Origin of the sequence: Streptomyces sp. NPDC093984, from assembly GCF_044764595.1 — a bacterium.
Classification (GTDB): domain Bacteria; phylum Actinomycetota; class Actinomycetes; order Streptomycetales; family Streptomycetaceae; genus Streptomyces; species Streptomyces cynarae.
In genome coordinates, this window is sequence record NZ_JBIWIM010000019.1 from 39,038 (window position 1) to 64,560 (window position 25,523).

General features: G+C 68.9%; 26 protein-coding genes and 3 pseudogenes. 17 read left to right on the forward strand and 12 right to left on the reverse strand.

The window, feature by feature from the left end; translation table 11 throughout:
• Together ACIRC0_RS35970 and ACIRC0_RS35975 are read right to left on the reverse strand one after the other, a co-directional pair.
• On the reverse strand, nucleotides 1-1,224 hold the full coding sequence (locus ACIRC0_RS35970) for an NAD(P) transhydrogenase subunit alpha (RefSeq protein ID WP_403625180.1): 1,224 nt from the start codon (nucleotides 1,222-1,224) through the stop codon (nucleotides 1-3).
• Between the two features lie 229 nt (nucleotides 1,225-1,453).
• Nucleotides 1,454-2,194: an SDR family NAD(P)-dependent oxidoreductase gene (locus ACIRC0_RS35975; protein WP_403625183.1), complete on the reverse strand. Its 741-nt coding sequence runs from the start codon at nucleotides 2,192-2,194 to the stop codon at nucleotides 1,454-1,456.
• 297 nt (nucleotides 2,195-2,491) lie between these two features.
• Here ACIRC0_RS35975 and ACIRC0_RS35980 point away from each other — a divergent pair, with 297 nt between their 5' ends.
• Nucleotides 2,492-2,836: an ArsR/SmtB family transcription factor gene (locus ACIRC0_RS35980; RefSeq protein WP_403625186.1), complete on the forward strand. Its 345-nt coding sequence runs from the start codon at nucleotides 2,492-2,494 to the stop codon at nucleotides 2,834-2,836.
• A gap of 219 nt (nucleotides 2,837-3,055) precedes the next feature.
• Here ACIRC0_RS35980 and ACIRC0_RS35985 read toward each other — a convergent pair whose 3' ends face one another.
• The 3 genes from ACIRC0_RS35985 to ACIRC0_RS35995 all read right to left on the reverse strand — a co-directional run bounded on the left by ACIRC0_RS35985 (nucleotide 3,056) and on the right by ACIRC0_RS35995 (nucleotide 5,299).
• A complete protein-coding gene (locus ACIRC0_RS35985) occupies nucleotides 3,056-3,586 on the reverse strand; it encodes a hypothetical protein (RefSeq protein ID WP_403625189.1) in 531 nt (176 codons plus the stop codon).
• Nucleotides 3,587-3,729: 143 nt separating this feature from the next.
• Nucleotides 3,730-4,494: an SDR family NAD(P)-dependent oxidoreductase gene (locus ACIRC0_RS35990; protein WP_403625192.1), complete on the reverse strand. Its 765-nt coding sequence runs from the start codon at nucleotides 4,492-4,494 to the stop codon at nucleotides 3,730-3,732.
• Nucleotides 4,495-5,002: 508 nt separating this feature from the next.
• Nucleotides 5,003-5,299, reverse strand: a complete 297-nt coding sequence (locus ACIRC0_RS35995) for a helicase associated domain-containing protein (RefSeq protein WP_403625292.1) — start codon at nucleotides 5,297-5,299, stop codon at nucleotides 5,003-5,005.
• Nucleotides 5,300-6,291: 992 nt separating this feature from the next.
• Here ACIRC0_RS35995 and ACIRC0_RS36000 point away from each other — a divergent pair.
• The 5 genes from ACIRC0_RS36000 (at nucleotide 6,292) to ACIRC0_RS36020 (ending at nucleotide 10,122) form a co-directional block, all read left to right on the forward strand.
• Nucleotides 6,292-6,504 (forward strand): hypothetical protein, encoded by a 213-nt coding sequence (locus ACIRC0_RS36000; protein WP_403625195.1) that lies wholly within the window; start codon nucleotides 6,292-6,294, stop codon nucleotides 6,502-6,504.
• A 423-nt stretch (nucleotides 6,505-6,927) separates the two neighbouring features.
• Complete coding sequence (locus ACIRC0_RS36005) at nucleotides 6,928-7,476, forward strand: hypothetical protein (protein WP_403625198.1); 549 nt, start codon at nucleotides 6,928-6,930, stop codon at nucleotides 7,474-7,476.
• Nucleotides 7,460-8,716 (forward strand): terminase large subunit domain-containing protein, encoded by a 1,257-nt coding sequence (locus tag ACIRC0_RS36010; protein WP_403625201.1) that lies wholly within the window; start codon nucleotides 7,460-7,462, stop codon nucleotides 8,714-8,716. Before ACIRC0_RS36005 ends, ACIRC0_RS36010 begins: the two co-directional genes overlap by 17 nt.
• Before the next feature lie 33 nt (nucleotides 8,717-8,749).
• On the forward strand, nucleotides 8,750-9,013 hold the full coding sequence (locus tag ACIRC0_RS36015; protein WP_403625204.1) for a hypothetical protein: 264 nt from the start codon (nucleotides 8,750-8,752) through the stop codon (nucleotides 9,011-9,013).
• 158 nt (nucleotides 9,014-9,171) lie between these two features.
• Nucleotides 9,172-10,122, forward strand: coding sequence for a hypothetical protein (locus tag ACIRC0_RS36020; RefSeq protein WP_403625206.1), 951 nt, complete (start codon nucleotides 9,172-9,174; stop codon nucleotides 10,120-10,122).
• 58 nt (nucleotides 10,123-10,180) lie between these two features.
• On the opposite strand, the gene ACIRC0_RS36025 is transcribed toward ACIRC0_RS36020, so the two are convergent.
• A complete protein-coding gene (locus tag ACIRC0_RS36025) occupies nucleotides 10,181-11,203 on the reverse strand; it encodes a hypothetical protein (RefSeq protein ID WP_403625209.1) in 1,023 nt (340 codons plus the stop codon).
• Between the two features lie 153 nt (nucleotides 11,204-11,356).
• Between ACIRC0_RS36025 and ACIRC0_RS36030 the strand changes: the two genes are divergently transcribed.
• The 8 genes and pseudogenes from ACIRC0_RS36030 to ACIRC0_RS36065 all read left to right on the forward strand — a co-directional run bounded on the left by ACIRC0_RS36030 (nucleotide 11,357) and on the right by ACIRC0_RS36065 (nucleotide 18,138).
• The gene (locus ACIRC0_RS36030; protein ID WP_403625212.1) at nucleotides 11,357-13,078 is read left to right on the forward strand and encodes a hypothetical protein; all 1,722 of its coding nucleotides are present in this window, start codon (nucleotides 11,357-11,359) and stop codon (nucleotides 13,076-13,078) included.
• A gap of 58 nt (nucleotides 13,079-13,136) precedes the next feature.
• Nucleotides 13,137-14,138, forward strand: a complete 1,002-nt coding sequence (locus ACIRC0_RS36035; protein ID WP_403625215.1) for a hypothetical protein — start codon at nucleotides 13,137-13,139, stop codon at nucleotides 14,136-14,138.
• Between the two features lie 87 nt (nucleotides 14,139-14,225).
• Nucleotides 14,226-14,921: a hypothetical protein gene (locus tag ACIRC0_RS36040; protein ID WP_403625217.1), complete on the forward strand. Its 696-nt coding sequence runs from the start codon at nucleotides 14,226-14,228 to the stop codon at nucleotides 14,919-14,921.
• Between the two features lie 113 nt (nucleotides 14,922-15,034).
• Complete coding sequence (locus ACIRC0_RS36045) at nucleotides 15,035-15,373, forward strand: hypothetical protein (RefSeq protein WP_403625221.1); 339 nt, start codon at nucleotides 15,035-15,037, stop codon at nucleotides 15,371-15,373.
• An 83-nt stretch (nucleotides 15,374-15,456) separates the two neighbouring features.
• Nucleotides 15,457-15,921, forward strand: coding sequence for a hypothetical protein (locus ACIRC0_RS36050; protein WP_403625224.1), 465 nt, complete (start codon nucleotides 15,457-15,459; stop codon nucleotides 15,919-15,921).
• A 365-nt stretch (nucleotides 15,922-16,286) separates the two neighbouring features.
• Nucleotides 16,287-16,541: a hypothetical protein gene (locus ACIRC0_RS36055; protein ID WP_403625227.1), complete on the forward strand. Its 255-nt coding sequence runs from the start codon at nucleotides 16,287-16,289 to the stop codon at nucleotides 16,539-16,541.
• Nucleotides 16,538-16,912 carry a PIN domain-containing protein gene (locus ACIRC0_RS36060; protein WP_403625230.1) on the forward strand — a complete coding sequence of 125 codons (375 nt, stop codon included), beginning with the start codon at nucleotides 16,538-16,540 and terminating at the stop codon, nucleotides 16,910-16,912. The genes ACIRC0_RS36055 and ACIRC0_RS36060 overlap by 4 nt, the downstream gene beginning before the upstream one ends.
• A gap of 252 nt (nucleotides 16,913-17,164) precedes the next feature.
• A pseudogene (locus ACIRC0_RS36065) lies at nucleotides 17,165-18,138 on the forward strand (L-threonylcarbamoyladenylate synthase).
• Nucleotides 18,139-18,212: 74 nt separating this feature from the next.
• Here the strand turns inward: ACIRC0_RS36065 and ACIRC0_RS36070 are convergent.
• Nucleotides 18,213-18,806 (reverse strand): carbonic anhydrase, encoded by a 594-nt coding sequence (locus ACIRC0_RS36070; protein ID WP_403625295.1) that lies wholly within the window; start codon nucleotides 18,804-18,806, stop codon nucleotides 18,213-18,215.
• 90 nt (nucleotides 18,807-18,896) lie between these two features.
• On the opposite strand from ACIRC0_RS36070, the gene ACIRC0_RS36075 reads away from it, so the two are divergent.
• Complete coding sequence (locus tag ACIRC0_RS36075) at nucleotides 18,897-19,388, forward strand: hypothetical protein (RefSeq protein ID WP_403625233.1); 492 nt, start codon at nucleotides 18,897-18,899, stop codon at nucleotides 19,386-19,388.
• Here ACIRC0_RS36075 and ACIRC0_RS36080 read toward each other — a convergent pair.
• A pseudogene (locus ACIRC0_RS36080) lies at nucleotides 19,381-20,250 on the reverse strand (IS110 family transposase); the annotation flags it as partial. The gene ACIRC0_RS36075 and the pseudogene ACIRC0_RS36080 sit on opposite strands and share 8 nt — an antisense overlap.
• A 146-nt stretch (nucleotides 20,251-20,396) precedes the next feature.
• Nucleotides 20,397-20,780, reverse strand: coding sequence for a hypothetical protein (locus ACIRC0_RS36085; RefSeq protein WP_403625236.1), 384 nt, complete (start codon nucleotides 20,778-20,780; stop codon nucleotides 20,397-20,399).
• A gap of 76 nt (nucleotides 20,781-20,856) precedes the next feature.
• On the opposite strand from ACIRC0_RS36085, the pseudogene ACIRC0_RS36090 reads away from it, so the two are divergent.
• Nucleotides 20,857-21,444: pseudogene (locus tag ACIRC0_RS36090) on the forward strand (transposase); the annotation flags it as partial.
• 686 nt (nucleotides 21,445-22,130) lie between these two features.
• Here ACIRC0_RS36090 and ACIRC0_RS36095 read toward each other — a convergent pair.
• The gene (locus ACIRC0_RS36095) at nucleotides 22,131-23,441 is read right to left on the reverse strand and encodes a hypothetical protein (protein ID WP_403625239.1); all 1,311 of its coding nucleotides are present in this window, start codon (nucleotides 23,439-23,441) and stop codon (nucleotides 22,131-22,133) included.
• A gap of 167 nt (nucleotides 23,442-23,608) precedes the next feature.
• On the opposite strand from ACIRC0_RS36095, the gene ACIRC0_RS36100 reads away from it, so the two are divergent.
• Nucleotides 23,609-24,115: an NUDIX hydrolase gene (locus ACIRC0_RS36100; RefSeq protein WP_403625242.1), complete on the forward strand. Its 507-nt coding sequence runs from the start codon at nucleotides 23,609-23,611 to the stop codon at nucleotides 24,113-24,115.
• A gap of 20 nt (nucleotides 24,116-24,135) precedes the next feature.
• Here the strand turns inward: ACIRC0_RS36100 and ACIRC0_RS36105 are convergent, their stop codons facing one another.
• Together ACIRC0_RS36105 and ACIRC0_RS36110 are read right to left on the reverse strand one after the other, a co-directional pair.
• Nucleotides 24,136-24,681, reverse strand: a complete 546-nt coding sequence (locus ACIRC0_RS36105) for an NUDIX hydrolase (RefSeq protein WP_403625245.1) — start codon at nucleotides 24,679-24,681, stop codon at nucleotides 24,136-24,138.
• A complete protein-coding gene (locus tag ACIRC0_RS36110; protein WP_403625248.1) occupies nucleotides 24,678-25,523 on the reverse strand; it encodes a class I SAM-dependent methyltransferase in 846 nt (281 codons plus the stop codon). Before ACIRC0_RS36110 ends, ACIRC0_RS36105 begins: the two co-directional genes overlap by 4 nt.

The window sequence follows — 25,523 nt, forward strand, 5'->3', positions numbered from 1 at the left end:
TCAGTTTCTTTCTGCCGTCACGGCGTGCAGGTTGTTTGCGGCTGAGGCGTCCGGGGCGTCCAAGTCGAGCAGGGTGCGCAGCCGGGGGTGGACGACCTGTCCGTCCGTGGTCAGAAGGGTCTCCTGGATGATCGGGTCGTCGGCGGTGAGCCGCGGGCCGTCCTCGCCGAGCAGGTGGCGGGTGAAGTTGGCGAGGTTGCGCGCGTACAGGCGGCTGGCGTGGGCTGCCACACCGGCCGGCAGGTTGGTGGGCGCAGTGATCGACACACCGGAAAGTTCGATCGTCTCGTCGGGAACGGACAGGGCGCAGTTGCCGCCCTGCGCGGCCGCGGCGTCGACGATGACGGATCCCCGGCGCATCGCGCGCACCATCTCCTCGGTGATGAGCACCGGTGCCGGTTTCCCCGGGACCTGCGCGGTGGCGATGACGATGTCGGCGGCGGCGACTTCGGCCGCGAGGACCTCGCGCTGTCTGGCGTAGAACTCCTCCTGCTGCGCCTGTGCGTAGCCGCCGTTGCCTTCGGCCGAGGAGGTGTCCAGGGGCAGGTCGACGAAGATGCCTCCGACGCTCTCGACCTGCTCGCGTGCTGCGGCGCGGACGTCGTAGGCGCGGACGACGGCCCCCAGCCTTCGGACGGTGGCGATGGACTGCAGCCCGGCGACGCCCGCACCAAGGACGAGAACACGTGCCGGGGTGATGCTGCCGGCCGCGGTGGTCATCATCGGCAGCATCTTGTCGACCTGCTCGGCCGCGACCAGCGCCGCTCGGTAGCCCGCGACAGCGGACTGCGAGGACAGTACGTCCATCGCCTGCGCGCGGGTGATGCGGGGCAGCAGATCCAGGGAGAACGCCGTGACGCCGTGCTCGGCCAGACGGCGAACGGGTTCGGGGTGACTGAGCGGGTTGGCCAGCCCCACCAATACCGCCGCGGGACGCGTCAGCCCCAAATCCTGGGCGAAGGCCGGGTCGGAGGTGTGGCTGCCGGTTCCGGCGAGGTGCACCTGCAGCACCATGTCGGCGCTGAATGCGTCGGCGCGGGTGCCGGACAGGGCGCCGGCGGACAGATAGTCGCTGTCGGGATGCCCCGCCCGGTAGCCGGCCCCCTGCTCGATCACGATCTGGTGACCTTCGTCGGCCAAGGAGCGAACTTCGTTGGGGGTGAGAGCGACCCGGGTCTCTCCTGGGACGACTTCACGTGGGACGCCGATGTGCATGTGCGTCATTCCTTTCACGCCGCTGGGGAGTGGTCGGCGCTTGGCTCGTATCGGGTGGCCGCTCGGCGTGCTGAAGGGCACGACGGCCAGTGCGCGGCTGGGCAGGCCCGCTTTTGGCCGGGCCGCAGGCTGGTGCACGGGGGAGGAGCGACGCTGCCGGCTAAGCCGGGAGCGGATGCCGGCACCGGACCGCCCCGCTTGAGGCGGTCCGGTGAAGATGCGGCCTGGCCGCGATCGGTCACAGGCCCAGCGCCATGAAGCCGCCGTCCACCGGCAACGTGACACCGGTGATGTAGCTGGCGCGGGGCGAGGCGAGGAAGACGACGGCTTCGGCGATCTCACGTGCCGATGCGAGCCGGGCCAGGGGCACCCGGGCCCCGAGGGCCTCGAAGTCCTCCTCGCCGATCATGTCGACCACGTTGTCCGTTCGGGTGTGGCCGGGCGCCACCGCGTTGAACCGGACGCCCCTGCCACCAAACTCGACCGCCCACGTGCGCGTGAAGGAGTCCACGGCCGCCTTGGACGCACCGTAGACGGCCGTGCCCTGTATACCGCTCAGACCGGCGATCGTGGTGACGTTGACGACGCTCCCGCGGCCCTTGGCGGCCATCTTCGACACCAGCGCCTGGGTGAGGAAGAACGTGCCGCGCACGTTGGTGTCGAGCAGGGTGGTGAACGCCTCCAGGCCCTGCTCAAGAGTGGGCGCGAATGGAAAGGCGCCGGCATTGTTCACCAGCACGTCCACGTCCCCAGCCTGTTCGGCAAGCCGACGCACCGATTCCAGGTCGCTGAGATCGACCGCGACGAACGTGGCCTTTCCGCCTGCGGCCTCGATCGCGGCGACCGTCTCCGCGCCCTTGGTGGCGTTGCGGCCGGAGACGATCACGGACGCCCCTTGCTCGGCCAGCAGCAGTGCGGCCTCGCGGCCGATACCCGAGGTGCTGCCGGTCACCAGGGCGGTCTGGTTCTCGAATTGCATGAGTATGCCTTTCGGTGATGCGGATGTGCCCGCGCTTTAGGTACGAAAACTTCCGTACCACTGTCGGTTGATTTCCTCGCTCCCGCAAATCAGCCCTCCTTCGGCGGCAGAACGCCCACTATCCCTTTGAACTGGGCATTCCCTTTTGTGGCCCATGGTTCCGATGGCGGCTATAAGTAGGTCCGTGAACTGGTCCGCTCTTCAAGATCCGCAGACTTTTACGTGTGCGGCTTCTGCCGTTCCGCGCAGCCTTCTCCTCGAGTACGCTGAAAAAACGTCGCGCAGGAAGGGAGTGCCGTGCCCGACATAGATGGTCACCCGACAATTCAGGAAATGCAGATCGGTTCCGTGTTCGCCGCACTAGCGGATCCACACCGCCGCCGCGTGATCGAGCTGCTGTGTGCCGAGCCGGATCTCGTCGAGCGCACATGTGCCTCGTTCGGACTGACAGTGTCCAAGTCGACCCTGACCCACCACTTCCGCGTGCTGCGCGAGGCCGGCCTGATCCGGCAGATCGACTACGGCAACAGCCGCAAAGTCATGCTGCGCCGCCGGGAGCTGGAAGACCGCTTCCCCGGCCTGCTGGGTCTGGTGCGTGGCGAGGTCACACAGAACTTCCCGACCCTGCCGCAGCGCCGGTGAAGCATCGCCTGTGCCAGGGCGTCGACGGGGCGGCGTTACTGGTTTCCACGGCGAACGGGCCTACCGGTCCCGCATCGCGGACCAGACGTCGTCTTCGCGTGGTCGACGTGGGGACGACTGGACGGCCGGCGGTCTCGCTCCGAAGCCGACTCCCGCCCCCCTGAGCGGCCGGTTGACAGGGCGGAAGGAAAGGGGACGATGCGCCGACGCCGCGTCTCCTCAGTCGTCCGTCGGCTCGACGGCACACAGCGCGGCCCTTAGCGCGGACAGCGCTTGACCCAACCGCCGGAGGTCCCCAGCGGCCAGGGCCATCCGTATCCGCTCGTGTGCGGTAGCCCTGGCTGCTGAATCCTGCCCCAGCCAGGCAGACAACAGGGAAGCAAGTTGCGCCTCGGCGGCCCGGACTGCCACGGCGAGGTCGGCGTTCCAGACGTCGATCGCCGGCCAGTCATCCAGCCGGCGAATCAGCGCGTCGTGCTGTTCGGCGACGTCCGCCAAACTCCGCTGGAGCCCGCCCCTCCCAACCGAAGCAGCCGACCACCCGCACTCGGCCCAGACGGCGCACAGACCGGAAACCTGCGTCTTGTAGTCGTCCCATGCTGCACGCAGGCTCCGAACACCTTCCAGCTGCTCACGGACCGGACGGCCGAACGGAGCGCCTACGGTGGTCTCGCCGGACGTTCGAGCCGCGGGGCACGAGCCGGTGTCTTCCACCGCGGCACAAGAAGGGGTGTTCGCTCGGAGCTCCATGGCAACCTTCTGTCCAGGCATCACAGCCGTGCTCTTGTCGATCGAAGCTGGTGACACATACCGCCACCCTCATGACCCGCCGATCGCGCCCACAGACCGCAAGGGCGGGCGGTGCCACCCCGGGACCGCCCGCGGTCGGCGGGTCAGTTCACACTCTGACCGCCATCAACCATCACGGCCTGGCCGGTGACGAACGAGGCCCGGTCGGACAGGAGGAACAGCGCCACCTGCGCCACCTCCTCCGCCTCGCCGATACGGCCGAGCGGGATCTTCTCACCGTGTGGGTGGTACTCCGAGCCGTCGTTGTTCTTGGTGATCCCGCTCTCCGTCAGCGGGGTGCGGATAATCGTCGGGTTCACGGTATTGACGCGGATCCCGTCAGGGCCGAGTTCGACCGCCGCTGCGCGAGCGAGTGCCGCCACACCGCCCTTCGTGGCGCTGTAGACGGAGATGCCGTGGGTGCCCAGCTCCGCGAACACCGACCCGTTGAAAACGATGGCCCCGCCATCGCCCTGCCGCTTCAGCTGAGCGACCTCGGCCTGGAGGTAGAAGAACGAGCCCTTCAGATTGCCATCCACCAAGTGATGCCACGCGGCCTCGTCCAGCTCCGTGATCGGGCCGACCGCGGCGGTGCCGGCGTTGTTGAAGGCCACATCAAGCCGACCGAAACGATTGACGACCTGCTCCACCACATCGGCCGCGCCCTTGATGTCGGTGGCGTCGGCCTTGATGAACAGGGCCTCGCCACCGTTATTCACGATGCCGTCCATGACCTCCTTTCCTGCGCGTTCACGCCGACCGGTGAAGGCCACCCGTGCACCCTCCTGTGCAAAAAGAAAGGCGGCAGCGCGCCCGATTCCGGACGTTCCACCGGTGATCAATGCGACCTTTCCATCCAGCAGACCCATTGTTACTCCTTGCCCTATCTTGCTTGGTGGCCGCTGGATACCTTCCTCGATACCCGGCTGACCTGTCACCGTGCGGTGACAAGGGTCCACAGCAATGCCGCATCCGCTGCCATTCCAAGCTGGCTATTACGGGAACCGATGGCCGCCGACAGAGAACGCGATCGTCTGCGCGTCCGCAAATCAAGCTCGTCGTCCGGTGCCAGTCCCCTCGTGCTGGCCTCGGCCTCCGCGGCGCGGGCATTCGCGCCCGTTGTGCGCCGCGGCGCACGGCGCCTGCTGGGTGCCATCGACCTCGGGCACGCCGCCCACCAGGTCTTCCCCGGCCGACGCGGGGGTGTTCCGCTGGCCGTCGCACGGCCCTTGGTGAGGATCGTGTCCTCCCCGCCGACGTGGGGGTGAAGGACGGGCTGACCGAACGCTGGAAGGCGGCACAGCAGGACGGCTGACCCGACGAGAGCGGGGGCGGACAGCATCACCCTGCCCGGCCCCGCGCCGCGACCTGACGCGGTTATGTCCAGCGCATGCCGATTGCGGAGAGCTGCTGCACCCGCTGCGGGGAGAGCGTGGCGGCCCGGCTCCGCTGGTTCCCGATCCATGCCCCGAGCCGGAGCTCCCGGACCTCCTGGCCCTCACTGCTACCGCCGTCGGCAGCGTCTCCGACGATGATTCGTTCGATGTGCTTCCTCGGCACGCGCAGGTGCCCCTCGCGCTCGTAGAACTGCTTGGCGGCTGCGTAGTTGAGGGCCCATTTGTCGGCCTGCGTTCGGCGCGGCTTCGGCTTCTCGTCCTCGGCCGCGGGCTCGATGGGGTGTGTGAGCTGGGCTTAGAAGCCGTTGTCTTTCCGATTGTGAGCAATGGGTTTCCGCTGTTCAGGCATGGTTTCGGCGTCGCTGCGGGAGGGTTCGGGCGATCAGTTCGTTCTAGGTGATGCGGAGATGACCGATGCCATCGGTGATGGGGTTGCTGGAGGAGCGGGAGGCGGCTGCCCGGGTGCGGGCCGAGCGGCTTCGCGCGGAGATGGAGCGGATCACGGCTGAACACGCCGACGCGGAGGCGGTGTTGGAGCGACGAATGATCGCCCGGACGGAGCTTGCCGAGGCCCTGGTTGCTGGCGGCGAACAGACGCAGGCGTCGGCTGCCGGTGTGCAGGAGGCGCCGGCCGTCAGCGAGAAGGCTCCGGCTCCGGTTGTGGGGTCCGTCGTGCCGCGCTGGCACGAGGCGGCGACGGTAGACGCACTCGCGATGGACTACCGGCGGATCGTCGAGCTCGTGGAATCCGGTGCGGGTGAGGCGAGGGGATCTCGGCGAAGCAGCTTGCCGCCGGGCTTGGGCTGGAGCTGGTGCCCGCGAAGATCGAGGGGGTGCGGTCCAAGGCGAGGCGGCTGGCCGAGCAGGACTGGCTTGCGGCGTCGCCGTCGGGCCGGTTCACGCGGCGGCAGCCCACGCTGTGCGAGGACGGCGAGTGGCGGTCGCTGCTCCCGCACCCGCGGGGATGGTCCCGCGGCGGCCGGCCTGCTGGGCACGGACTCCGCCTGCTCCCCGCACCCGCGGGGATGGTCCCAACGACAGCGTGTGGCTGCTGGACGACCCGGTCTGCTTGCCGCGCCCGCGGGGATGGTCCCGCAAGCGCCGCGAGCGCGCCTACATGGAACAACTGCTCCCCGCGCCCGCGGGGATGGTCCCGACAACTTCGACGAGTTCCCGGCCGAGGAGATCTGCTCCCCGCACCCGCGGGGATGGTCCCGGATTCAGCGGGATACCCCACGGGCTCAGGTCCTGCTCCCCGCACCCGCGGGGATGGTCCCGATCAGCGCGTACCGCAAGGCCCAGGGCTGGGCAGACGGCCGCGTCTTCTACCAGGTGGCGGTGCATCTCGGGGACAGCACCGGCACGACCGCCCGCCTCTACCAGTGGCCGCAGCCCGGCCTGCGGACAGCGCAGCGCCCCACCACCCACACCAGCAGTGACGCCATGCCCACACCACCCCCACGTCGGCCCAGCTCCCAGTAGCGAGCCGTGCCGCTGTGCTGGCCGCCATGAAGGGCATGTGGCCCTGGTGTGGCGTACGCAAGTGGACGGCTCCATACAGGTGTTGGGTCTGCGGCCGTCTGCCGCCACCTGTGACACTTCAGTCGCTCCGCCCGCTGTGGAGAGTGACCCCCTCCTGGCGGGGTCAAGGCGCCTGCCCTCTTGGGGGAGGCTCGCGGGCGCCGACGTGCAGCGGCAGGCCCGGTTCCCCCCGTGCCGGGTCTGCCCCTGCTCGAATGACCGGCCTGGGCGCCCATCACGTGGCAGGGCGCCCAGGCCCTCAACGTTGACGGGCGACTAGCCCGGTCACTTCCACCGCTGAAGAGCGCGCCACGCCCCCCTGGGATCTTGCAGTGCCATGATGAATCCCGGCGTGGGGGCGCAGCAGCGAGAGGAATCCTGCCGGTGGGACGCCCCGACAAGGCCGCGCGCGCCGCCATCGCACAGCGGCGAGCGGACGCCATCGACCTACGCCTGGCCGGCGTGGACTGGCTCACCGTAGGCCGCAAACTCGCCGCCGACCCAGCCGTCAACTCCGACCGGATCGCCTACCCGCAGGGCTACGGCATCGATCGGTACAACAAGGGCCAAGAGCCACCCACCGACGAACAGCTCATCCACGCGGCCTGCAAGGACGTCCGCCAGGTCCTCAAAGAGCGCACCACCGATGTCGAGGACAAGGCCGACGAGCTGCGCGCCGTGGAGAACCTGCGCCTGGACCGCCTGTTCTTCGTCGCCTACCGCCAGGCCGTCAAGGACGGCGGCCTGCCCGCCATCGACCGGGCGCTGCGCATCATGGAGCGCCGCGCCCGCATGAACGGCCTGGACAAGCCGTCGAAGACCGAGATCGTCACCCCGGCCGCCGAGGGCAGCGAGCTGACCGCGGTCGCGCTCGACGAACTCAAAGCCCTCATCGGCATCTCGGAGGAGGCCGCGCATGGCTCCGACGAGTAGCAGCGAACGCGAGGCCAGACTGCTGGCCGCCTACCGCTCCAAGCCGCCAGCGCAGCGCCGCGCCATGGCTGCGACAGCCTCACCCGAGCTGCGCGTGCAGCTAGCCCGCATCGAATGCTCCATCGCCATGGACGCCTCGCCGGGCGCGCTCGCCGCAGTCCTCACCGAGCGCCGCGAGATGCAGACCCGGCACCTGCACCTCATCGACCAGGCGTGGATCGACATGGCCGAGGGCCGCGCCGACCGCGTGATAATCACGATGCCGCCGCGTCACGGCAAGTCCCGCCGCGCCTCCCGCTGGGCGCCCCTGTGGTACCTGCGCCAGCACCCCGACCGCCGCGTCATGATCGCCTCCTACAGCGGAGACCTCGCCGAGGAGCACTCCCGGTGGATCCGCGACGCCATTGAGACGTGGGGTGACGAACTCGGCATCCACCTCAACCCCTCCAGCCGCGCGGCGATGCGCTTCGACATAGCCGGGCACCAGGGCGGCCTCGTCGCAGCCGGTATCGGCGGCAGCCTCACCGGCAAGGGCGCCACCATCGCCCTCGTCGACGACCCCGTACAGGACATGGCCTCCGCCGACTCCCCGAGCATGCGCCGCCAAACCTGGGAATGGTGGCAGAGCGTCTTGCAGATCCGTCTCGAACCGGACGGCGCGATCTGCGTCATCCAGACCCGCTGGAACGAAGACGACCTCGCCGGGCGCATCCTCGCCGACGCGCAGGCCAACGAGTGGAAGATCATCGACCTGCCCGCGCTCGCCGACAGCGACACCGACCCGCTCGGCCGCAAGCTCGGCGAGCCACTGTGGCCCGAACGCTTCGACGCCGAGCACCACGCCACCACCCGCCGCCGCGTCGGTGAACGCGTCTGGGCCGCCCTCTACCAGCAAAAGCCGCGTCCGCCCGAGGGCGGCGTGTGGCAGCGGGCCTGGATCAAGGACCACCGGCTCACCACCATCCAGTTCGGCCGCCTCGACATGGCCCGCGTCATCGTCGCGGTCGACCCCGCCGGCGGAGAGTCCGCCATCGGCGACGAGACCGGCATCATCGGCGCCGCCCGCGGCTTCGACGGCCACCTGTACGTGCTCGAGGATCGCTCCGGAAGCATGGGCGCGAACGACTGGGGCCGCACCGCCTGCCTCCTCGCCCTCGCCCTCAAGGCCGATGCGATCGTCGTCGAGTCTAACTACGGCGGGGACATGGCCAGGCAGGTCCTCTCCCAGGCGTGGGAGTAGCTGCGCCGCGAGGGCTCCACCAACGGCGCCCTCATGCCCCGCGTTCTCGAAGTCACTGCCAAGGTCGGCAAGCGCCTGAGGGCCGAACCCATCGCGCAGCTGTATGAGCAGGGCGTGGTCCACCACGTCGGCGCGCACGTCGCCCTGGAGGACCAGATGGTCACCTGGGTAGTCGGCATGGACAGCCCCGACAGCATGGACGCCGCCGTCCACGGATTGACCGAACTCGCCGACCCCGACCAGCTCGCCGCCGTGGCCGGACACATCCACGACGACCGCCTCGGCGGACGCCGATAACCCCCGGAAACGGCCCCATAAAGACCAACGGTCCGGCCGGGTCCCGGCTGGGGCCGCAACGAGCCACTAAGTACGCCAAACGACGGTTGAAGTGGGGAAGTTGGAGTTCACCCCCCTGCAATGTAGCCTCGTCTCCAATCGAGAGACGAGGAGACGTCATGGTGGCGCGACTCGAAGCGACGTACGGGGACAACGGGGAACGGGAGCATGCCATCGAGAACTCCGATGCGTTCGCCCGGGCGTTGGTAGCGGCGGTGCGCGGCGAGAGAGGGGCTGAACCGTCAGCCGATGCGAAACTGATGGAGCTGCTGCGGGACATCGCCCGTGCCAGTCGGTTCATTCAGCACCTGGAGGAGTGGCGAGAGCTAGCAATTGTGCAGGCAGACAAGCTGGATGCGGATGCAAGCCGCGTCAACCTCGGAGTGGCAGCGGGCATGTCGCCCTCGAAGCTGTACAAGATTCTGGAGAAGCACGGCCGGCCCAAGAACCGTACGCCGCTGACTCGTTTGGACCTTTTGGAGAGCGCCATCACCTCTGAGGGCGGCGAGTGGGACCCGGCGCGTGTTATCGAGACGCTGGAGAGCTACGGCTTCGAGACGGATGACAAGGGTGCGCGGTCGCTGCTGCGAGACCTGAACCGGGAGAACGTCCTGGAGCGGAAGCCCGGGGTCGGAGGCCGCGCGATTTACCGCATTCCTGGGGCAGGCCGGGAGTGGCTGTACGTCCTGGACCCGAAGCTGGACACCGTGGAGGGGGGACCGTCAACTTCTGCACGGGTGGCGAAGCTGGCTGGCGAGGACACCGGGCCGGGGCAATGGTGGTTGGGCCGAAAGCTCAAGGACATGCGCTCGGGTGACCGGTTGTGGATCTACTTTGCAGCACCGGAAAGGAAGATCGCTGCCATGGCCGAGGTGTCGTCGGAGCCGTACCCGGCACCGGCTGGCTCGGAAAAGCCCTACCTGGTCAACGCGACACTTCATGCCAAGGCGACCGAGGCGCTGCGCAAGAATCCGGTGAGGTTGGAGGCGATGGCGAACCAGCATCCTCAGGGGTGCGTGGGCCTGGCCGACGCGGATCTGGCGCTGGTCCTGAAACACGCGGCTCTGTAAGACGCCACCCGCCGTTCGTCTCCCTCGTGGGATGGCGGTCCGGGCGGGCCGCCTTCGCTCACGAGATGTGCGCCAGCCCCTCGGGGGTCTCGCCCGGCCCGGTGTTAGCGCAGTCGCCGGTGCCGAGGGTGTTGGCGATGCTGTACGCGGTGGCCATGTCAGCGTTGAGGTGGTCGATGGCCTTGTTCGTGGTGGTGATCGCCGTGGTGATGTGCGCCTCCGCCGTGGCGATGGCCGTACTGGCACCGGGCGGCGTGGGCAGTCCGTCAGCAGCGAGGGCTGCCAACCCGTCCTTCAGCGCGGAGATCTCGGACCGTAGGTCCTTGATCCCCTGCTGCTCCTGGTCGACGTCGTAGCTGGCCGTGGTCGTGACGTCGTAGCCGACGACATTCTCCGCGTCGTAGCCGACCACGTTCTCCACGTTGTAGCAGTCCTCGCCATTGCCACCCTTGGCGTCCTTGCGTAACTGGGCGAGGTCCTTGTCGGCTGTTTCGACGTCGTCACGCACCGACTTGGCGTTGGTGAAGGATCGGTTGGAGCCCTGCAGCGTTGCGAGAGCGTCCTGGGCCGTGCGCTGGTCCGCTGCCTGGGCGCTGGCCTGGGCACTCGCGTGCTCCGTCACCTGGTCCTGCTGCTGCGCGGTCTGCTCGGCCTGCGCGTCTTCCGTCCAACCGCCCTGCAGCAGGCTGCTGCACAGGCTCTGCCCGAATATCTGGCTGTTGGTGTCGCGGACCACAACCACAACGCCGTCCTTCCGCACGGCGCACACCATGGGCACGATTTCCTGTACGGCGACGGCCTGCGTCGTCCAGAAGTCGCCGCCCTTCGACAGAGACTTGGCGAGGCTGCTGCATTCGCTGGCCGGGGACCCGCCATTGCTGTGCACCTCGGCACGGGCGGTGTGCCCGTACAGGTAGACCGTGCAGACCCCCCTGCCGCAGGGGCCATGCTGCTCGCGGCCGACGTCGGCGGAGGAGACAGTGCGGACGCCAGGCGCAGCAGCAGGCGTGTGCGACGACGCGCAGGCGGTGAGCAACGCACCGGAACCGAGCACGGCCACAGCGACAATGCCTGATCTCATCGAGTGTTCTCCTCGCGAATGCCCTGTGACCAAGTGTGTTGGAGCTGTACTCTCCCAAACCCTCCCGGGCGCCGCGACAGCAAGGCGGAACAACTGCCCCGCGTATTCTGGTCGACGCGGGCGCGGGGCCTTGCAGGACCTGGAGGGGCAGCCGTGAGGCACCTGCGCGAACTGCTGATCGACGCCTGGTCGTGGCTGAACTACAAGCAGGCCATGGCCCATCCCGCCCGGCCGGGGCAACACGCGTTCCCCGAGCTGAACACCTCGTGGGTGCCCGACGCCGATATGCGCCGCCTGGCCGGGTACATGTTCCTCGCCGCGTACGACTCCAACCAGGCTGGGCAGCTCGCCTCGATCACCGGCGACGACCACCACGGCGTGGAGCGCCGCGAGCTGGGCGACCCGTCCAAGCTGATCGACACCACGTTGAGCTACCTGCTGGGGCCAAAGCAGACCATCGTGGTTCCCGGCGCCGAGCACGCCGACGAAGCCGACGAGCCCACCCCCGAGGTGAAGGCGGCGGCCGACCTGCAGGAGCGGCTGCGCTCGTGGGCGGACAAGGAGCTGCTGCCGCTGCGCATGCAACAGGTTGAACGATGCGCGGTGCGCTGCGGGGACAGCGTCTACACCGTGGCGTGGAAGCCAGCGAAACGGCGCGTGCTGCTGCGCACCTACGACCCCGGCTGGTACTTCCCTGAGTGGGACGAGGGCGAGCAGGACGCCCAGGAGTACCCGCAGCGTGTGCACTTCGCGTGGGAGCTGCCCGCCGACCCGGTGCGCGGCCTCAAGGACCGGGTGCGGCGCATCACCTACGGACTCGGCCCGATCGGTGCCGCCACAGCGCCTGGCCGTACGGCTGACGGGCGTGCGATCCACGAGCAGGTCGCCGGCGCGGACGGCGACCCGATGCTCATCGTCGGCGACACCCTCGACCCGCTCACCGGCACCGTGACTCGCACCTACCCGTGGGCTCCGGGCAAGCCCACCGCCACCGACACCGACAGCGCGTCCGCCTCGTCGACCACCGGTACGCCGATCGTGGCCCTCGCCGGGGCGCGGCTGCCCATCGACCGCTCCACCGGCCAGCCGCTGCCCGTACGGGTGGAGGCCGGCAGCGTGTGTCAGCTGAACGACAACGGCCGCATGGACACCCTCGACACCTCCGCGCAGCTCGCCGAACTGCGTCAGCGCGTCGACCACCTGATCGACCGGCTCGCCGCCAACACGCGTCTGACCGCGGCCGGGTTCGGCAGCCTCGACCCGGCCAACTGCCGAACGGGTACTCGCTGCAGATCGCTCTCGGCCCGCTCGATTCCCTCGTCAGCGGGATGCGGCTGGCCCGCGACCACAAGTACCAGCTGCTGTTGCGCATGGTGCAGCGCCTGCACCAGGCCGGGCAGGAGTGGCTCGCCGGCGAGTCGCTGCCTGCCCGCGTCCTGTGGGGTGCGCACACCCCCACCGACCGCACCACCGTCCTCAACGACGTCGTGCAGGGCTACGAGGCGGGTGTGTTCTCCCTGGAGACCGCAGTCCGCATGCTGCAGGAAGCCGGATACCCCATCGAGGACATCGCCGAGGAGATCGAGCGGATCCAGAAGCGGGCCTTCGACCAGGCTGCCCGTCTCGCCGACGCGACCGGCGACAATGCGGCGGTCCGCGAATACCTGGGCCTTCCCGAAGCTGACCCGACCCCGACTGTGCCGCTTGTCGACCCGGGGCAGGCCCCGCAGGACGGCCCGCCGACCAGCCCGCCCTCGGCTATGCCGCTGCCGCCGACACCGCTGCAGCCGCCCGGCGCGACTGGGGTCATTGGCGAAGCCGGTCCAGGCCCCCGTTAATGCCCGTCCGGAAGGAAGTTCCAGCAGAGACGACTGAGCGGCGGGCCTCCGCCGTTAGCATCTGACGAGCTCACAATCACTGAGGGGGCCACACGATGCAGGAGCTGCCGCCGTCACGGGAGTCTGGCCATTCACCGGCAGCAGCCGGCGACTCGGCCGAGTTCGAGTCGGGCGAGGTGACTGGCATCTTCGAGATACCTCCGCCACCCCGGAGCCCCTTCTCGATCGATGAGGATGAGGATGCTCCGCCACCCCGCCCGGAACCTGCAGAACCCGCCGAGGGCGACACCTCCCCTCGCCGCTCTCCGGTGCTCTGGGATCGGGTGGTCCCATTGGCAGCCACCGCCTTGACGATGATCGGATTGCTGACGGGCATTGTGGCCGCCGTGTCGGGCAAGGAGCAACAAGCTACCAAGCCGCTTCCATCATGGGTGTGGCCCATAACGGTGGCGGGGTCGGTGGTACTGATCGCTTTTGGACTGTGGTTCTACTCGGTCGTGCAGAGGGAGAAGCTGAAGGAGGCTCAACGCGGACGCGCAGCCCTCGAGTCGGCCGCCGACCGTCTCAGGGAGCGAATGGAGCTGCCGAGCCTGGTCGACTTCAACCGAGTTCTACTGGACAGATACCACGGCATCGCAACCGATCAGGCGACGAAGGCGTACCGCAGCAGCCGCTTCGCCATGGCGATAGGGCTTGTCGTCCTTGTCGCCGCGTTCTTCGCCGGCTGGCGCCTGAACGCGCAGGGGGATCGGCTGTTCGTCGGGTCTGTCGCCGCGGTCGGCACCGCCTTCACCGCCTACCTGAGCCGCACCTACATGCAGACATACGAGCGGGCCCTGTACCAGCTAAACCAGTACTTCAATCAGCCCGTACTCAACGGCTATTTCCTCAACGCTGAACGCATCGCCGCCACGCTACCGGTCGAGCGGAGAGCGCAGATCCTGGAAATGATCGTGGCTGACATCCTGGAAAGCGGCAAGGTGATGCACCGCAATGTCACAGCCGCCAACTCGGAGCAGACGAGCACCCCCAAGTCCGGTCGGCGCCGCGGAACAGACCAGGCTGGGTCCTCAATCTCCGCGCCGCAGAGCCAGTAATGGTCACCGGCACACGGGTCGAGCGACTACGGCTGTGGCTACACTGATCGACGGCGCGGGGGCGCTGCTGCTGGAGGACTGGATCCCATGGACAGGCTGCTGCCCGACCCCCGTACGCGGGTCGGCTACCGGCGTGATGGCCGCCCCATCTTCCCCATTCTGGGCGCGGACCTCACCGCCCCGTCCAACCAACAGCTGCCGCCCGCCCCGGGCACGGATCCGGCCGCACCGCCGGCGCCACTGCCCGACCAGGACGCGCTGAACCGGCTGCTGGTCCGCGAGAAGCAGCAAGGCGAACGCGCCGCGGTCCGCAAGCTCGTCGAGCAGCTGGGCTTCACCAAGACCGACGACCTGACGACGTTCGTGCTGCAGCAGCGTGAGGCGCAGGCCGCGCAGCTCTCCGAGATCGAGCGCCGCGAGCAGGTCGCAGCCGAGGCGACCGCCGCTGCGCAAGCGCGTGAGGCGCAGGCCATCGCCCGTGAACGCGCAGCGGTACGCCGTTCTGCTCTGGTGGCGCTCGGTGCGACCGGTGAGGACCTGAAGGACGCCGAGCGGCTCCTGGTCATCGAAGACGACGCCGACGAGGACACCGTCACCGAGGCCGCCCAGGCCCTGAAGGCGCGCAGGCCCGAGCTGTTCGGCGGGACCACGGCCGCGGTGCCGCCCGCTGCGCCTGGTGGCTCCCCGGCAGGAGGGCCCCCGCCGCACGGCGCGAACATGCCCAAGCCTGGCCAGCATGGCGCCGACATGGCCCGTCGGCGCGGCTTCCTGACCAGCTCCTGAACCTTCCACCGGCGGGTTAAGGCCGGATGTGTGGGGACCACGCCCCCTCTCGTGGACGACGCCACCAGCCGGTGAGCGGACGAACACCCGCCTCGTCGTCCATGGGAGGACTCATGGCCGTTCAGCCGGTCACCACCACCCGCAACCTGACGGCCGACCGGTCCTGGCTCGCCAGCCTGCACGGCACCGACTCGGTCGACTCCATCACCCTCGACATGCCCACCTTCACGTCGGGCACGCACTACGTCCCGCCCACCGACACGGACATCCCCTACTCGCGGCTCCTGCCCGGCCTGCCCGTCGGCAAGATCACCGCGAGGGGCCTGTACGGGCTCTATGCCACGGGCGCCACGGACGGCCGGCAGACCCGGCCGGGTTTGTGTTCGCGGAGGTGCTGTTCGCGCCGACGCAGACGAAGGTCCCGGCCGCGCTGCTGTGGCACGGCTCAGTGAAGACCGCGAACCTCCCGGTCGCTGTCGCCGCCGTGGCCCCGTCCGCCATCTGCCAGATCCCGTTCGTGTAAGGAGCCCCGTCGATGACTGTTCAGGACCTGATCAAGGACGTCACCACGGCGGCGGACCTGACCACGTTCACCCGCTACATCCCCACCCCCGCCGACTTCCTGCTCACCCAGACCGTGTTCGCGAAGGTCTCGGTGCAGGACGTCATGTGGCGCATCAAGAACACCAGCCGCTACGTCAACGCCGCGAAGTACCGCGCCTTCGACGCCTCGGTGCCGTTCGGGGACCGGCAGGCCTGGCAGACCGCCACGCAGGGCATGCAGCCGTCCCTGGGCCAGAAACTCATGGTCGGCGAGGTCGAGCTGCTGCTGCAGGGGGCATCTCGCGGCGCGGACGCCCATGGGCGCCTACAAGAACCTCATCAGCCACCGCACCGTCGATTTCGACGACCCGATCGAGGCAGCGGAGATCATCCAGTTCGCGGACCGCTGCGCCAGGTCGAGCGGGCCAAACGCCGCATCGACGCGGTAAGCGTGTAGGGGGCGCACATGGTGCGGGGTCTGCGCAGCCGTCGGCCCTCCCATGGGGAGGCCGGGAGGGACGGCGCGGCCCCGCCCAGGTGACAGCACACGGACGGGGCCAGGGGGCGGGGGCCTCCGCCTGGGGGGCAAGAGGATCACCGCGGTCACGGGATGGCGCTGATTCGGCCACGCAACGGGGTTGTGACTGGAATCGGCCGCATGGCGGGGTCAGCCTTTGGCATCCGGCCCTGGACCGGTGGGGGCGCCGTGCCGTCTTGAGGTCGCCCCGCCATCCGGGCCGCCTGTGGTGGCCCACCGACTGGGCCAACAGCGCGCTTGAAAGACGTGATCCCGCCATGTCTACCGGCGGTAGAATCGGCTCTATGAGCAAGCCGACGAGCATCAAAACCAGCGAGGAAGTGCGTAACCGGCTGCGCATCCTCGCGGAGGAGCGCGGCACCACCATCACGGAGCTGCTGGAGGACCTTGCTGCCCGCGAGCTCACGGTTGCCGAGCGGGAGCAGCGCGCCCGGGAGGCTGCCCGGGAGCTCGGCATCGACTACACCGAGCAGGTCCAGCAGGCCGGCCAGGACGCCTGGGCGAAGATCCGCGCCCATCAGGGCGGCGCCGCCGCATGAACCTGACGGCCGTCCTGGACCACACCGCTCTGGCCGCCCTGTTCCGTGCGGATCCCTTCTTCACCGGCCTCTACATCGAAGCGTCGCGTGGCACTGGCCGGGTCATGATCCCGTCGCTGTCCATGCTGGCCGCCGAACGGCAGGTCGCCGGTGCGGGCAAGCACGCGGCGTCCCTGCGGTTCGCGGAGAACGTGCCGTTCACCGCGGCGCACGCGGTGGATGCGATGGAGTGGACAAACGTCGACTGGCCGGTGGCGCACGCGGCGGCGATCGCCTGGCAGGCGGTGAAGGCGGGGGAACCACTCACTGTCCTGTCGCTGGAACCCGAGCTGTACGCGGGCACCGGCATTACTCCGCTGAACCCGGCCTGACCTTCGATCGAGCGAGCCTGCGGCGCTGACCAGAGTTGGAGGCGGCATCCAGGCTCACGCTGTGCTGTTACTGGTGGGTGTAGAGGTGGTGCTGGCGGGTGGTGACGAGGGTGCGCCGTGAAGGTGTGTCGCCGAGATGAGCACCAAGGCCGCCAGTAGTTGATCTTGATGGCCCGGGGTCAATGAGACCGCAGTTGGCGCTGAGGTTGATCAAGACCGTCGCCGGTCCTTGACGCACCTAGGATTGCGAGGGTGACGGCAAGAACCAGTGAGATCGAGAAGGCGGCCGGTGTGCTGCGCGCTGGGGGCCTGGTGGCTCTCCCGACCGAGACCGTCTACGGTCTGGGCGCCAATGCCGAGGACCCCGCCGCCGTCTCGCGCATCTTCCAGGTCAAGGGACGTCCGCCTTCCCACCCGCTGATCGTCCACATCGCCGGCGCGAAGCAGCTGGACGACTGGGTGAAGGATGTGCCCCAGGCGGCCCGCCTGCTGGCTGAACACTTCTGGCCGGGGCCCCTCACGCTGGCCTGGGGCGTGGGCAACGGGTGCCCCTGGAAGCGACGGGTGGCTTGGAGACGGTGGCCGTGCGTGTGCCCGATCACCCCGTCGCGCTCGCGTTGCTGTCGGCCTTCGGCGGCGGTGTCACGGCGCCGTCCGCCAACCGCTTCGGCTCGGTCAGCCCCACTACGGCGGAGCATGTCCGTGCTGAGCTCGGCGAGGCGGTCGACTTCGTGCTGGATGGCGGCCCCTGTGAGGTCGGGGTGGAGTCGACCATCGTCGACGCCACGGGGGAGATCCCGAGCATCCTGCGGCCGGGCGGGGTGACGCGCGAGGCCCTCGAAGCGGTGTTGGGGTGCCCGGTCGCCGTCCCTGCGACGAGCCGTGTCCGGGTGCCAGGCCAGCATCCGTCCCACTACGCGCCGCATGCGCGAGTCGTCCTCGTCGAGTCGGAGAAGGTGGTTGCCGAGGCGGAGCTGGCGCAGGAGCTGGGGCACCAGGTGGGCGCCTTTCTGCCTGCCTCCTTCGCCGACGCTCCGGTGAAGGCGCACGCCGTGGTGACGGTCCCGTCTTCGATGGCCGCCTACGCGCGCGAGCTGTACGGGTTCCTGCGCGAGCTCGACCGGCAGGGGTGCGACCTCATCATCGCGCCCCTGCCGGTGGAGGAGGGGCTGGGACTGGCGATCGCCAACCGGCTTCGCCGCGCCGCCGGTCCCCGGCCCTCATAAGTGACCACTCGATTCCGTGGTCGCCGCCTCCCAGACGTGACGGCCGTGGCCGCCTGCTGTGGGCGCTGCGGCGGTCACGATGCCGTGGTGACGGGTGCGCCGAGGCCGCGGGTCGCGACGAGGCGAGCAGTGCCGTCGGCCAGGCCGTAGCACAGGCCCACGACGGCGACCTGTCCGGCGGTGACCTTCTCGGCGAGCAGCCGGGAGCGGTCCAGCAGCAGGTCCACGGTGTGCCGGATGTGCTCGTCCAGGATCTCCTCGCCCTTCACGCGGCCGGCGGCCCGGGCCGAGAGCACGCTGGGCGTCACCCGCTCGACGACGTCGCGCACGTAGCCGGCCGGGGCCACCCCGTCCTCCAGGGCTGCGCATGCGGCGCCGACGGCACCGCACCCCTCATGGCCCAGGACCACGACCAGGGGACAGTTCAGTATGTCGACGCCGTACTCGATGCTGCCGATCACTTCCGGTCCCATGACGTGGCCGGCAGTGCGCACCACGAACAGATCACCCAGTCCGCGGTCGAAGATGATCTCGGCGGCCAGGCGGGAGTCGGAGCATCCGAACAGCACGGTGAACGGGCGCTGGGACGCGGCGAGCTCGGTGCGGCGGGCGGCGTCCTGGTTCGGGTGTTCGGGGATTCCCGCGACGAATCGCTGGTTGCCGGCCATCAGCAGTTCGAAGGCTTCACGGGGGGCCCCTATGGGTTTCGTCAAGGAAATCGGGGTGCGTTGTGTTGCCGGTGAGGTCAGCATTGCTTGGTGTCTGAGCTGCTGTGGGATGACGTGAAGGACTTCTTCGACCTTGAGTGGGAGGGGTGTCTTCCGGATGTGTGGGTCGCTGGGACTGTGGTTGAGGACTGGCAGGCGGTCCTCGATCTGATCGGTGAGAGTGGCTGGCGCAGTGAGTACTGCGAGGGCGGTGTGGTCATGCCGCTGCCGCGTGCTGAACAGGTGTTGTCGAGGCCTGCTGATGCCGAGTGCGCGGATCTGCGGGTCTGGCCGGTGCCGGATGTGTTGGCGATCTTTCGGTTGGAGTCGGCTGACGAGATCGGTTTTGACGTGGATCTGCGAGAGTTGCAGGGACAGGCGCGGCTGGACGTGCTGTGTGGGTTTCTTCGTGTGATCGGGCGTCGACTGGGCAAGCCAGTGGTGTTGACGCCCGAGGGTGACTGGGAGCGAAGCCACCCGGTGCTTGGGTTCGATGTCGAATCCGACGAGGTGGTACTGCTGGCGACGCCGCAGGTCAGCTGACTGTTGCGGCAAGGCGCACTTCGTAGAAGGTTCCGTCGCGGAGCATGGCGAAGAGGACGTCGGCCCGGCGTCGGGCGAGGCAGAGCAGGGCCTGGGTGTGGTGCTTGCCCTGGGTGATCTTCTTGTCGTAGTAGGCGCGGGAGGCCGGGTCGCCCAGGGAGGCGAATGCGGAGAGGAAGAAGGCCCGTTTGAGCTGCTTGTTTCCTCGTCTGGAGGCCTGTTCGCCGCGGATCGAGGACCCTGAGCTGCGGGTCGCTGGGGCGAGGCCGGCGTAGGCGGCGAGGTGGCCTGCGGTCGGGAAGTTGCTGCCGTCGCCGACCTCGATCAGGATCCGGGCTCCGGTCCTGACGCCGACCCCTGGCATCGACGTCAGGACCTTCGAAAGAGGGTGGGCTTCCAGAAGCTCCTCGATTCGCTCGGCCAGCAGCGTGCGCTGGTCAAGGACGGCCGTCAGCGAGGCAGCCAGGCTCGGGACGATCAGCGCGGCCGCCTCGGTGCCCGGAACGGTGACAGTCTGCTCGTCTAACGCGGTGAAGATCTCGTCGACAAGCCGCTCGGCCATTCTCGGCGCCTTCGGCCGCAGCAGGGTGGCCAGCCGCCGACGGCCGGCCTTGCGGATCTGGGCCGGGGATCCGAACCGTTCCAGCAGCGTGAGGACGGCCGGGTGCTGCAACCGCGGTCCCAGCACCCGTTCCAGCGAGGGGTGGATCTGGGTCAGCAGGCCGTGCAGCCGGTTGGCGACCCGGGTGGCTTCGCCGGCCAGGTCGTCGTCGAAGCCCACGATCATCTCGAGCTCGGCGATGGTCTCGTCCTCGCTGTCGATCGCCCACAGCGTGTGGGGCATCGCGCGAGCGGCGTCGGCACGGGCACGGGGAGCGCTAGATGATCAATTCCAAGGGGTCAGCGATCGTATGGCGTGAGCGAGCGGAGGGTGGCTTGTCCGGTGTGGTCGTTGTGCACCATAGCCGACGCAGACGCCGCGGCTGGGCAGGCAAAGCGCCTCCTGCCTCACACTGGAAGCCAATCCGGCCACCACGGTGGCACGTTGTCGGGCGCACAGAAGCTGACCGGATAACCGTCAGGCGCGTGCCAGATCGCCATTAGGGGCCACAGTAGGGCGGCGGCTGCGGCAACGGTCATGAGTAGGGGAAGCAGCAACTGGCGCCGGCCGGTGACCTTGCGCATGAGCCCCCACAGCAACGTGGAGGCTATGGCCATAGAGGTCGATGCCATGACGAGGTCCCCGAGATTGGCTGATGCGTTGATACCGATGTCGCAGTCATGCCAGGCATTGCTCAGCAGCACAGAGGCCGCATAGCCGGATCCCAGGAAGGTGACCCAACCAACGGCCCAGGCTCCGGCGCTGTACGGCGCCCTCTCGCTGTCGTTCACAGACTTCCTCACCACTGGGTGATCAATTTCAAGGGAGTGTCGGTGGAAACGAGACGAGGGCCTCCAAGATCGTTGTGTGACGAACAACCTGGACACCCTCGCGACAGCACTCTATGCGACGACCGACGATCTGCTAAAGGGGCGGCCGGACTTGGCTCCATGGCGGCCGACTGTGGGGATCGCGCCGCAGCTCACGGACGCCGAGCTGGTCACCCTCGCGATGATGCAGGCCATGCTCGGCTTCACCTCCGGGGCCAGGTGGCTGCGGCATGCTCGGGCCCACTTGCAGCACCTCTTCCCGTAGCTGCCGCAGCAACCCGGCTACAGCAAGCGGCTGCGCAAAGCCGTCGAGCTGCTGGGCCGGGTCACACGGATCCTGGCCACCAGCACCTCGGTGTGGAGCGACGGCGTGTGGATCGTGGACTCCACGCCCGTGGAATGCGGCCGCTCACGGGAGACCGTGAAACGTTCCGACCTGGCCGTATGGGCCCAGTACGGCTACTGCGCCAGCCACAGCCGATTCTTCTGGGGCTTGCGCCTGCACCTGATATGCACTCTCCAGGGTCTGCCCGTCGTCTTCGCTCTGACCGGGGCCAAGGCCGACGAACGCGAGACCTTGCTGGACCTGCTTGCGGCCGAACCGCACTTGGTCGCCGCCCGCCCCTGGTCTTCCCCTGCACCTTCGCCTGGGACCATCCCCGCGGGCGCGGGGAGCACGTGCTCTTCTATCTCGGCACCCATGGGGGTAGGGACCATCCCCGCGGGCACGGAGAGCACCGCTTCCAGGTCGGACACGGCCGGCTCCTCTCGGGACCATCCCCGCGGGCGCGGGGAGCACTGGACCATCACGGGCACCAGCCCGTCCTTCCTGGGACCACCCCCGCGGGCGCGGGGAGCACCTGGGTCCGATGACGGGGTGGGAGTTCGCCATGGGGCCATCCTCGCGGGCGCAGGGAGCACAACAGCGGGACGCGTGAAGTCTCGCTGCCGGCGGGACCATCCCCGCGGGCGCGGGGAGCACATCACGGTCGATCTGGCGGCGAACCCTGCCCTGGGACCATTCCCGCGGGCGCGGGGAGCACAGATGTACGACCCTTACGGCCGCCTCGACACCATCACCGCCGCCAACGACAACGCCATCGTCATCTCCCAGACCGTCCAAGGCGCCACGATGCCTGGTTGGCCGAATCGCCGAGGATCGATCCGACGAGTGGGTGGGACCCGGCAAGCCGGCCGCACCAGCGATGAGAGCGGACGCTGTGCTCCGAGAAGACACGTCCGCCGCGGCTGCCTCACGAACTGGGCGCCGGGTCGCAGGATTCGGGCGATCTCCTTCAGGACGTCGAGATCTTACTCGGGTGTGTCCGGCGAACCCGTAGCTGTGACGCTGTGTTCGATCAACGATGTGGGTTCTGGTGCCTCCTGTGCGGGACTGCCAGGCGTGGCCATGGTCATTGCGGGAGCCAGCTCCGGGCGGAGGTCGATGGCGTGGCGTAGGAAGCTGCGCTTCGAGTAGTAGGTGTGTTCGGCCGCCCATCCGCGGGAGGAGAGGTGGCTGCGGAGCCAGTCGTTGATGCGTTCCATTTCGTGCAGGACCTCGTCCTGGTCATGGCCGAGGACGCTGCGCGAGCGGAGGTACTCCAGCTCGCATTGGGAGAGCACCACTTCGGTTGCTGCCAGGAGCGAGCAGCGGTCGAGGAAGATGCCGTAGACGTGGCCGGTGCGCATCGACTCGCACTGGATGTCGTATCGGACGCTTTGGTAGGGCGGCATGGCCCGGACCTGGAGGCCCAGGTTTTCGCTCAGGTATGCCTCGAAGCGGTCGGGGGTGACGTCGAGGCCGGGAGTGAGTTCTTCGCGGCGGGCGAAGGTGTCTTCGGTGAACCACTTCCGTTTGAGCACGTGCCCGGCGGTGACGGTGGGGATGAAGGAGGCGTAGCCGATCTCGGGCTCGGGGCCGGTGACGTCGAAGAGATGGTTCTCGGTGTGGTGGATCTGGAACTCTTCCCGGTACTCCGGGCGGCAGCCCTCCAGTTCGCCGTCGCGCAGGGCTTTGAGTAGTTCCATGGACGCGGCCCAGATGTCCGGCGCCGGATGAAGGGTGTACTTGAACTCCAGCTCGGTGCCGGAGAAGTGCTTGCGAAAGTACCGGAGGTGGTTGTTGAGCGCCGTGCTCGACTCGGCGTGAGCGGACAACATCGGTTCGAGCCAGCCCAGTTCCTCGGCCGGGCCGTGGCCGACCGGTTCGCGGGTGGTGCGGACGAAGCAGGCGTCCTCAGGGTGGAAGCGGATCTGCGCGTATGCGTGGTAGCCGCCGCCGGGGTGTTCGGTCAGGTAGCACAGCGGTACCAGGCTTGGTGCGGCGTCGGCTCCGACCAGGGCGCGCAGGGTGGGGCCGGCGATGGCATCGGGGAACAGCCCGCCGCCGTCGATCCAGGCCGACCCGAACCGGGCGCCGCCTGGGCGCAGCGCTTCGGCTTGGCAGAGACCGAGCGCGTTCCAGCGCACGACCACGGTGGTGGCCGGTCGGCACACCTCCTGCGGCGGCACACGGACGAGCACGATCGGCTCGTCGGGCCGCCGTGGCGCGGTGCGGTTGAGCAGGTGGATGCCCCCCAGGACGACCCAGGCTCTTCGGTCTGAGGTTTGCTCATCGTGCATGCTGAACTCCTTCGTGTGAAGCGGGCACCACGGGGTGCTCGCCCAGCCGCACCGGGGGCCGGGCGAGTCGGCCGGACACGGCTAGAGGGTTGCCCGCTCGTTCCTGCAACGTCCGGCCACTGCGTCGGCCTAGGGTGGTGCGGGTGAGTCATGGTGATGTCAGGCAGATGATCTTGGATGAGGCTGTTACTGATGCGCGCCTTGCCACGTGGGAGTTCGACGGCGCCCGGGGCTGGCTGGAGGAAGCCCGCCAGCACCCGATGGAGCCGCTGGCGGCCGAGGTGTGGGTCACCGACCCCGCCTTCGAGTACGTCCTGCTGGTCAAGCACCGCGTGCGCGGATGGGTGCCGCCGGGCGGCAAGGTGGAGCCGGGCGAGGGACCGCGCGCAGCGGCGGCACGAGAGCTGCTGGAGGAGACCGGTCTGCGCACCGAGTTGCTGCCCGAGCCCGCGGCCGTAGCGGTGCGCTCCTACCGGGCCGACTGGTCCCCGACGCTGGGCCTGTCCTACGCCGCGATCGTGGGACGCGACGTGCCACTCGGCGGGGAGCAGGACCAGCCGGCGGCATGGTTCCGCCTGGACGCCGACTGGGACAGCGTCTTCCCCGAGGACCGCGAGCGGATCCGTGCGTACGCCGGGCGTCTCGCGGCCGGCCGGGCGGTCGGGTCCCGCTGACTGATGCCCCCGGTCGCCGTTCACTGGACCGCGTCGATCCGGGCGAGGGCTACCGAGGAGAGGGTGATCACCTCAAGGTCGTGCAGGAAACGGCACCACACCGGTTCCAGGCCGGGCTCCCGCTCGAACTCCTCCCGGCTCAGGTGTCCATCGGCGTACGAGGCGGTCCGCACAGCGTGCTCCTGGATCTGGTCGGGATGAACCCATCGGGGGTCGCGGACTTCCCGGGGAGAGGGGCGCAGTGATCCGGAGACCTCCGCTTGGAAGATCCACCAGTGGTGGCCGACCGGACCGGTAGGCGTGCGGCGGCAGTGGTTGGGTCGCCACTGATCCAGCAGCAGGTGAAGGTGGGTGACGGTGAGACCCACCTCTTCGGTGACCTCATCTCGGGCGGCCTGCTCCGGGCCGCCGTGCTGGTCGACATGGCCGGCGACCGGAGCGAGACCGACCGGAGGAGTCACCCGGTCGAACACCAGGAGCCCGCTCGGGGAAGAGATCAGTACCCCGACGCTGGTGTGGTCGCAGAAGCTCTCCTGGCTACCGGGTGTGGGGGCGGCCGTCGTCATGTGGTGGTCTCCGGCCGCTGAGCGACGACGACGAGCCAGCTCGTCACCGACGGGGCGTCCGGGGTGGTCAGTGCGTAGGCGGCGTCGAGGATCCGCATCCGCTGGGCGTGGGTGAAGTCGCCTTCGGGCCGCGCGAAGACGGGGATGGACAGCCATGCCTTCTTCTCCGCCATGGTGCTGTGCTGGGCGGTGACCTCGGTGTCGACGACGGCCAGTCCGGCCTTGCCCAGCTGCTCGGTGACCGTTTCCAGCGGCAGCTTCGGCGGCGCGTCCGAGGCCGTGGGCTGTGGTGTGTATCCGTAGTCACGGACGGCGATTTGCCGGATGAGAGCGTTCAGCGACGGCCCCGTGCGGCCAGACTGTTCGTCGGGGTGCCGCACGCCGACGAAGCCGCCGCCGATGTTGAAGACGAACCGCCCGCCCGGGCGCAGGATGTGGGCGACGGCCGCGAACACCGCTGCGGTGTCGGTCTTCCAGATCGCCGAGTTGCACACCACGGCGTCGGCGGTGCCCGCGGGAAGGTGATCGGCGAGCTGCTCGGCCGGTGCGGTGATCCAGCTCAGGCGATGGTCCGTCAGGGTGCGGTGGCCGACGCGCTGCATCGCGGCGGCATTGTCCACGGAGACGACCCTGGCTCGGGCGGGAATTACGTCGAGGATCGCGCGCGCGGTCGCGCCAGCACCGCCGCACAGGTCGATCACCAGGCTGGCGTCGGCCAGGTGGGCTCGGCGGGCGAGGTCACGGCTGGTGGTGTCGTACATGGGGTGGGCGCGGGTGAAGGCTTCGTACGCCTCGGCGTTGGTGTCCTCGTCCCAGCCGAGGATGGCGTCCTGGGGTGCCAT

Bases quoted from the DNA above. Each gene is read 5' to 3' on its own strand.
- ACIRC0_RS36070 (WP_403625295.1), bottom strand. From the start codon at position 18,806: ATGGCCGGCAACCAGCGATTCGTCGCGGGAATCCCCGAACACCCGAAC.
- ACIRC0_RS35985 (WP_403625189.1), bottom strand. From the start codon at position 3,586: ATGGAGCTCCGAGCGAACACCCCTTCTTGTGCCGCGGTGGAAGACACC.
- ACIRC0_RS36020 (WP_403625206.1), top strand. From the start codon at position 9,172: ATGGTGGCGCGACTCGAAGCGACGTACGGGGACAACGGGGAACGGGAG.
- ACIRC0_RS36050 (WP_403625224.1), top strand. From the start codon at position 15,457: ATGACTGTTCAGGACCTGATCAAGGACGTCACCACGGCGGCGGACCTG.
- ACIRC0_RS36110 (WP_403625248.1), bottom strand. From the start codon at position 25,523: ATGGCACCCCAGGACGCCATCCTCGGCTGGGACGAGGACACCAACGCC.
- ACIRC0_RS35970 (WP_403625180.1), bottom strand. From the start codon at position 1,224: ATGACGCACATGCACATCGGCGTCCCACGTGAAGTCGTCCCAGGAGAG.
- ACIRC0_RS36025 (WP_403625209.1), bottom strand. From the start codon at position 11,203: ATGAGATCAGGCATTGTCGCTGTGGCCGTGCTCGGTTCCGGTGCGTTG.
- ACIRC0_RS35990 (WP_403625192.1), bottom strand. From the start codon at position 4,494: ATGGGTCTGCTGGATGGAAAGGTCGCATTGATCACCGGTGGAACGTCC.
- ACIRC0_RS36095 (WP_403625239.1), bottom strand. From the start codon at position 23,441: ATGCACGATGAGCAAACCTCAGACCGAAGAGCCTGGGTCGTCCTGGGG.
- ACIRC0_RS36100 (WP_403625242.1), top strand. From the start codon at position 23,609: ATGATCTTGGATGAGGCTGTTACTGATGCGCGCCTTGCCACGTGGGAG.
- ACIRC0_RS36035 (WP_403625215.1), top strand. From the start codon at position 13,137: ATGCAGGAGCTGCCGCCGTCACGGGAGTCTGGCCATTCACCGGCAGCA.
- ACIRC0_RS36055 (WP_403625227.1), top strand. From the start codon at position 16,287: ATGAGCAAGCCGACGAGCATCAAAACCAGCGAGGAAGTGCGTAACCGG.
- ACIRC0_RS36010 (WP_403625201.1), top strand. From the start codon at position 7,460: ATGGCTCCGACGAGTAGCAGCGAACGCGAGGCCAGACTGCTGGCCGCC.
- ACIRC0_RS36000 (WP_403625195.1), top strand. From the start codon at position 6,292: ATGGTCCCGATCAGCGCGTACCGCAAGGCCCAGGGCTGGGCAGACGGC.
- ACIRC0_RS36105 (WP_403625245.1), bottom strand. From the start codon at position 24,681: ATGACGACGGCCGCCCCCACACCCGGTAGCCAGGAGAGCTTCTGCGAC.
- ACIRC0_RS35975 (WP_403625183.1), bottom strand. From the start codon at position 2,194: ATGCAATTCGAGAACCAGACCGCCCTGGTGACCGGCAGCACCTCGGGT.
- ACIRC0_RS36045 (WP_403625221.1), top strand. From the start codon at position 15,035: ATGGCCGTTCAGCCGGTCACCACCACCCGCAACCTGACGGCCGACCGG.
- ACIRC0_RS36060 (WP_403625230.1), top strand. From the start codon at position 16,538: ATGAACCTGACGGCCGTCCTGGACCACACCGCTCTGGCCGCCCTGTTC.
- ACIRC0_RS36040 (WP_403625217.1), top strand. From the start codon at position 14,226: ATGGACAGGCTGCTGCCCGACCCCCGTACGCGGGTCGGCTACCGGCGT.
- ACIRC0_RS36015 (WP_403625204.1), top strand. From the start codon at position 8,750: ATGCCCCGCGTTCTCGAAGTCACTGCCAAGGTCGGCAAGCGCCTGAGG.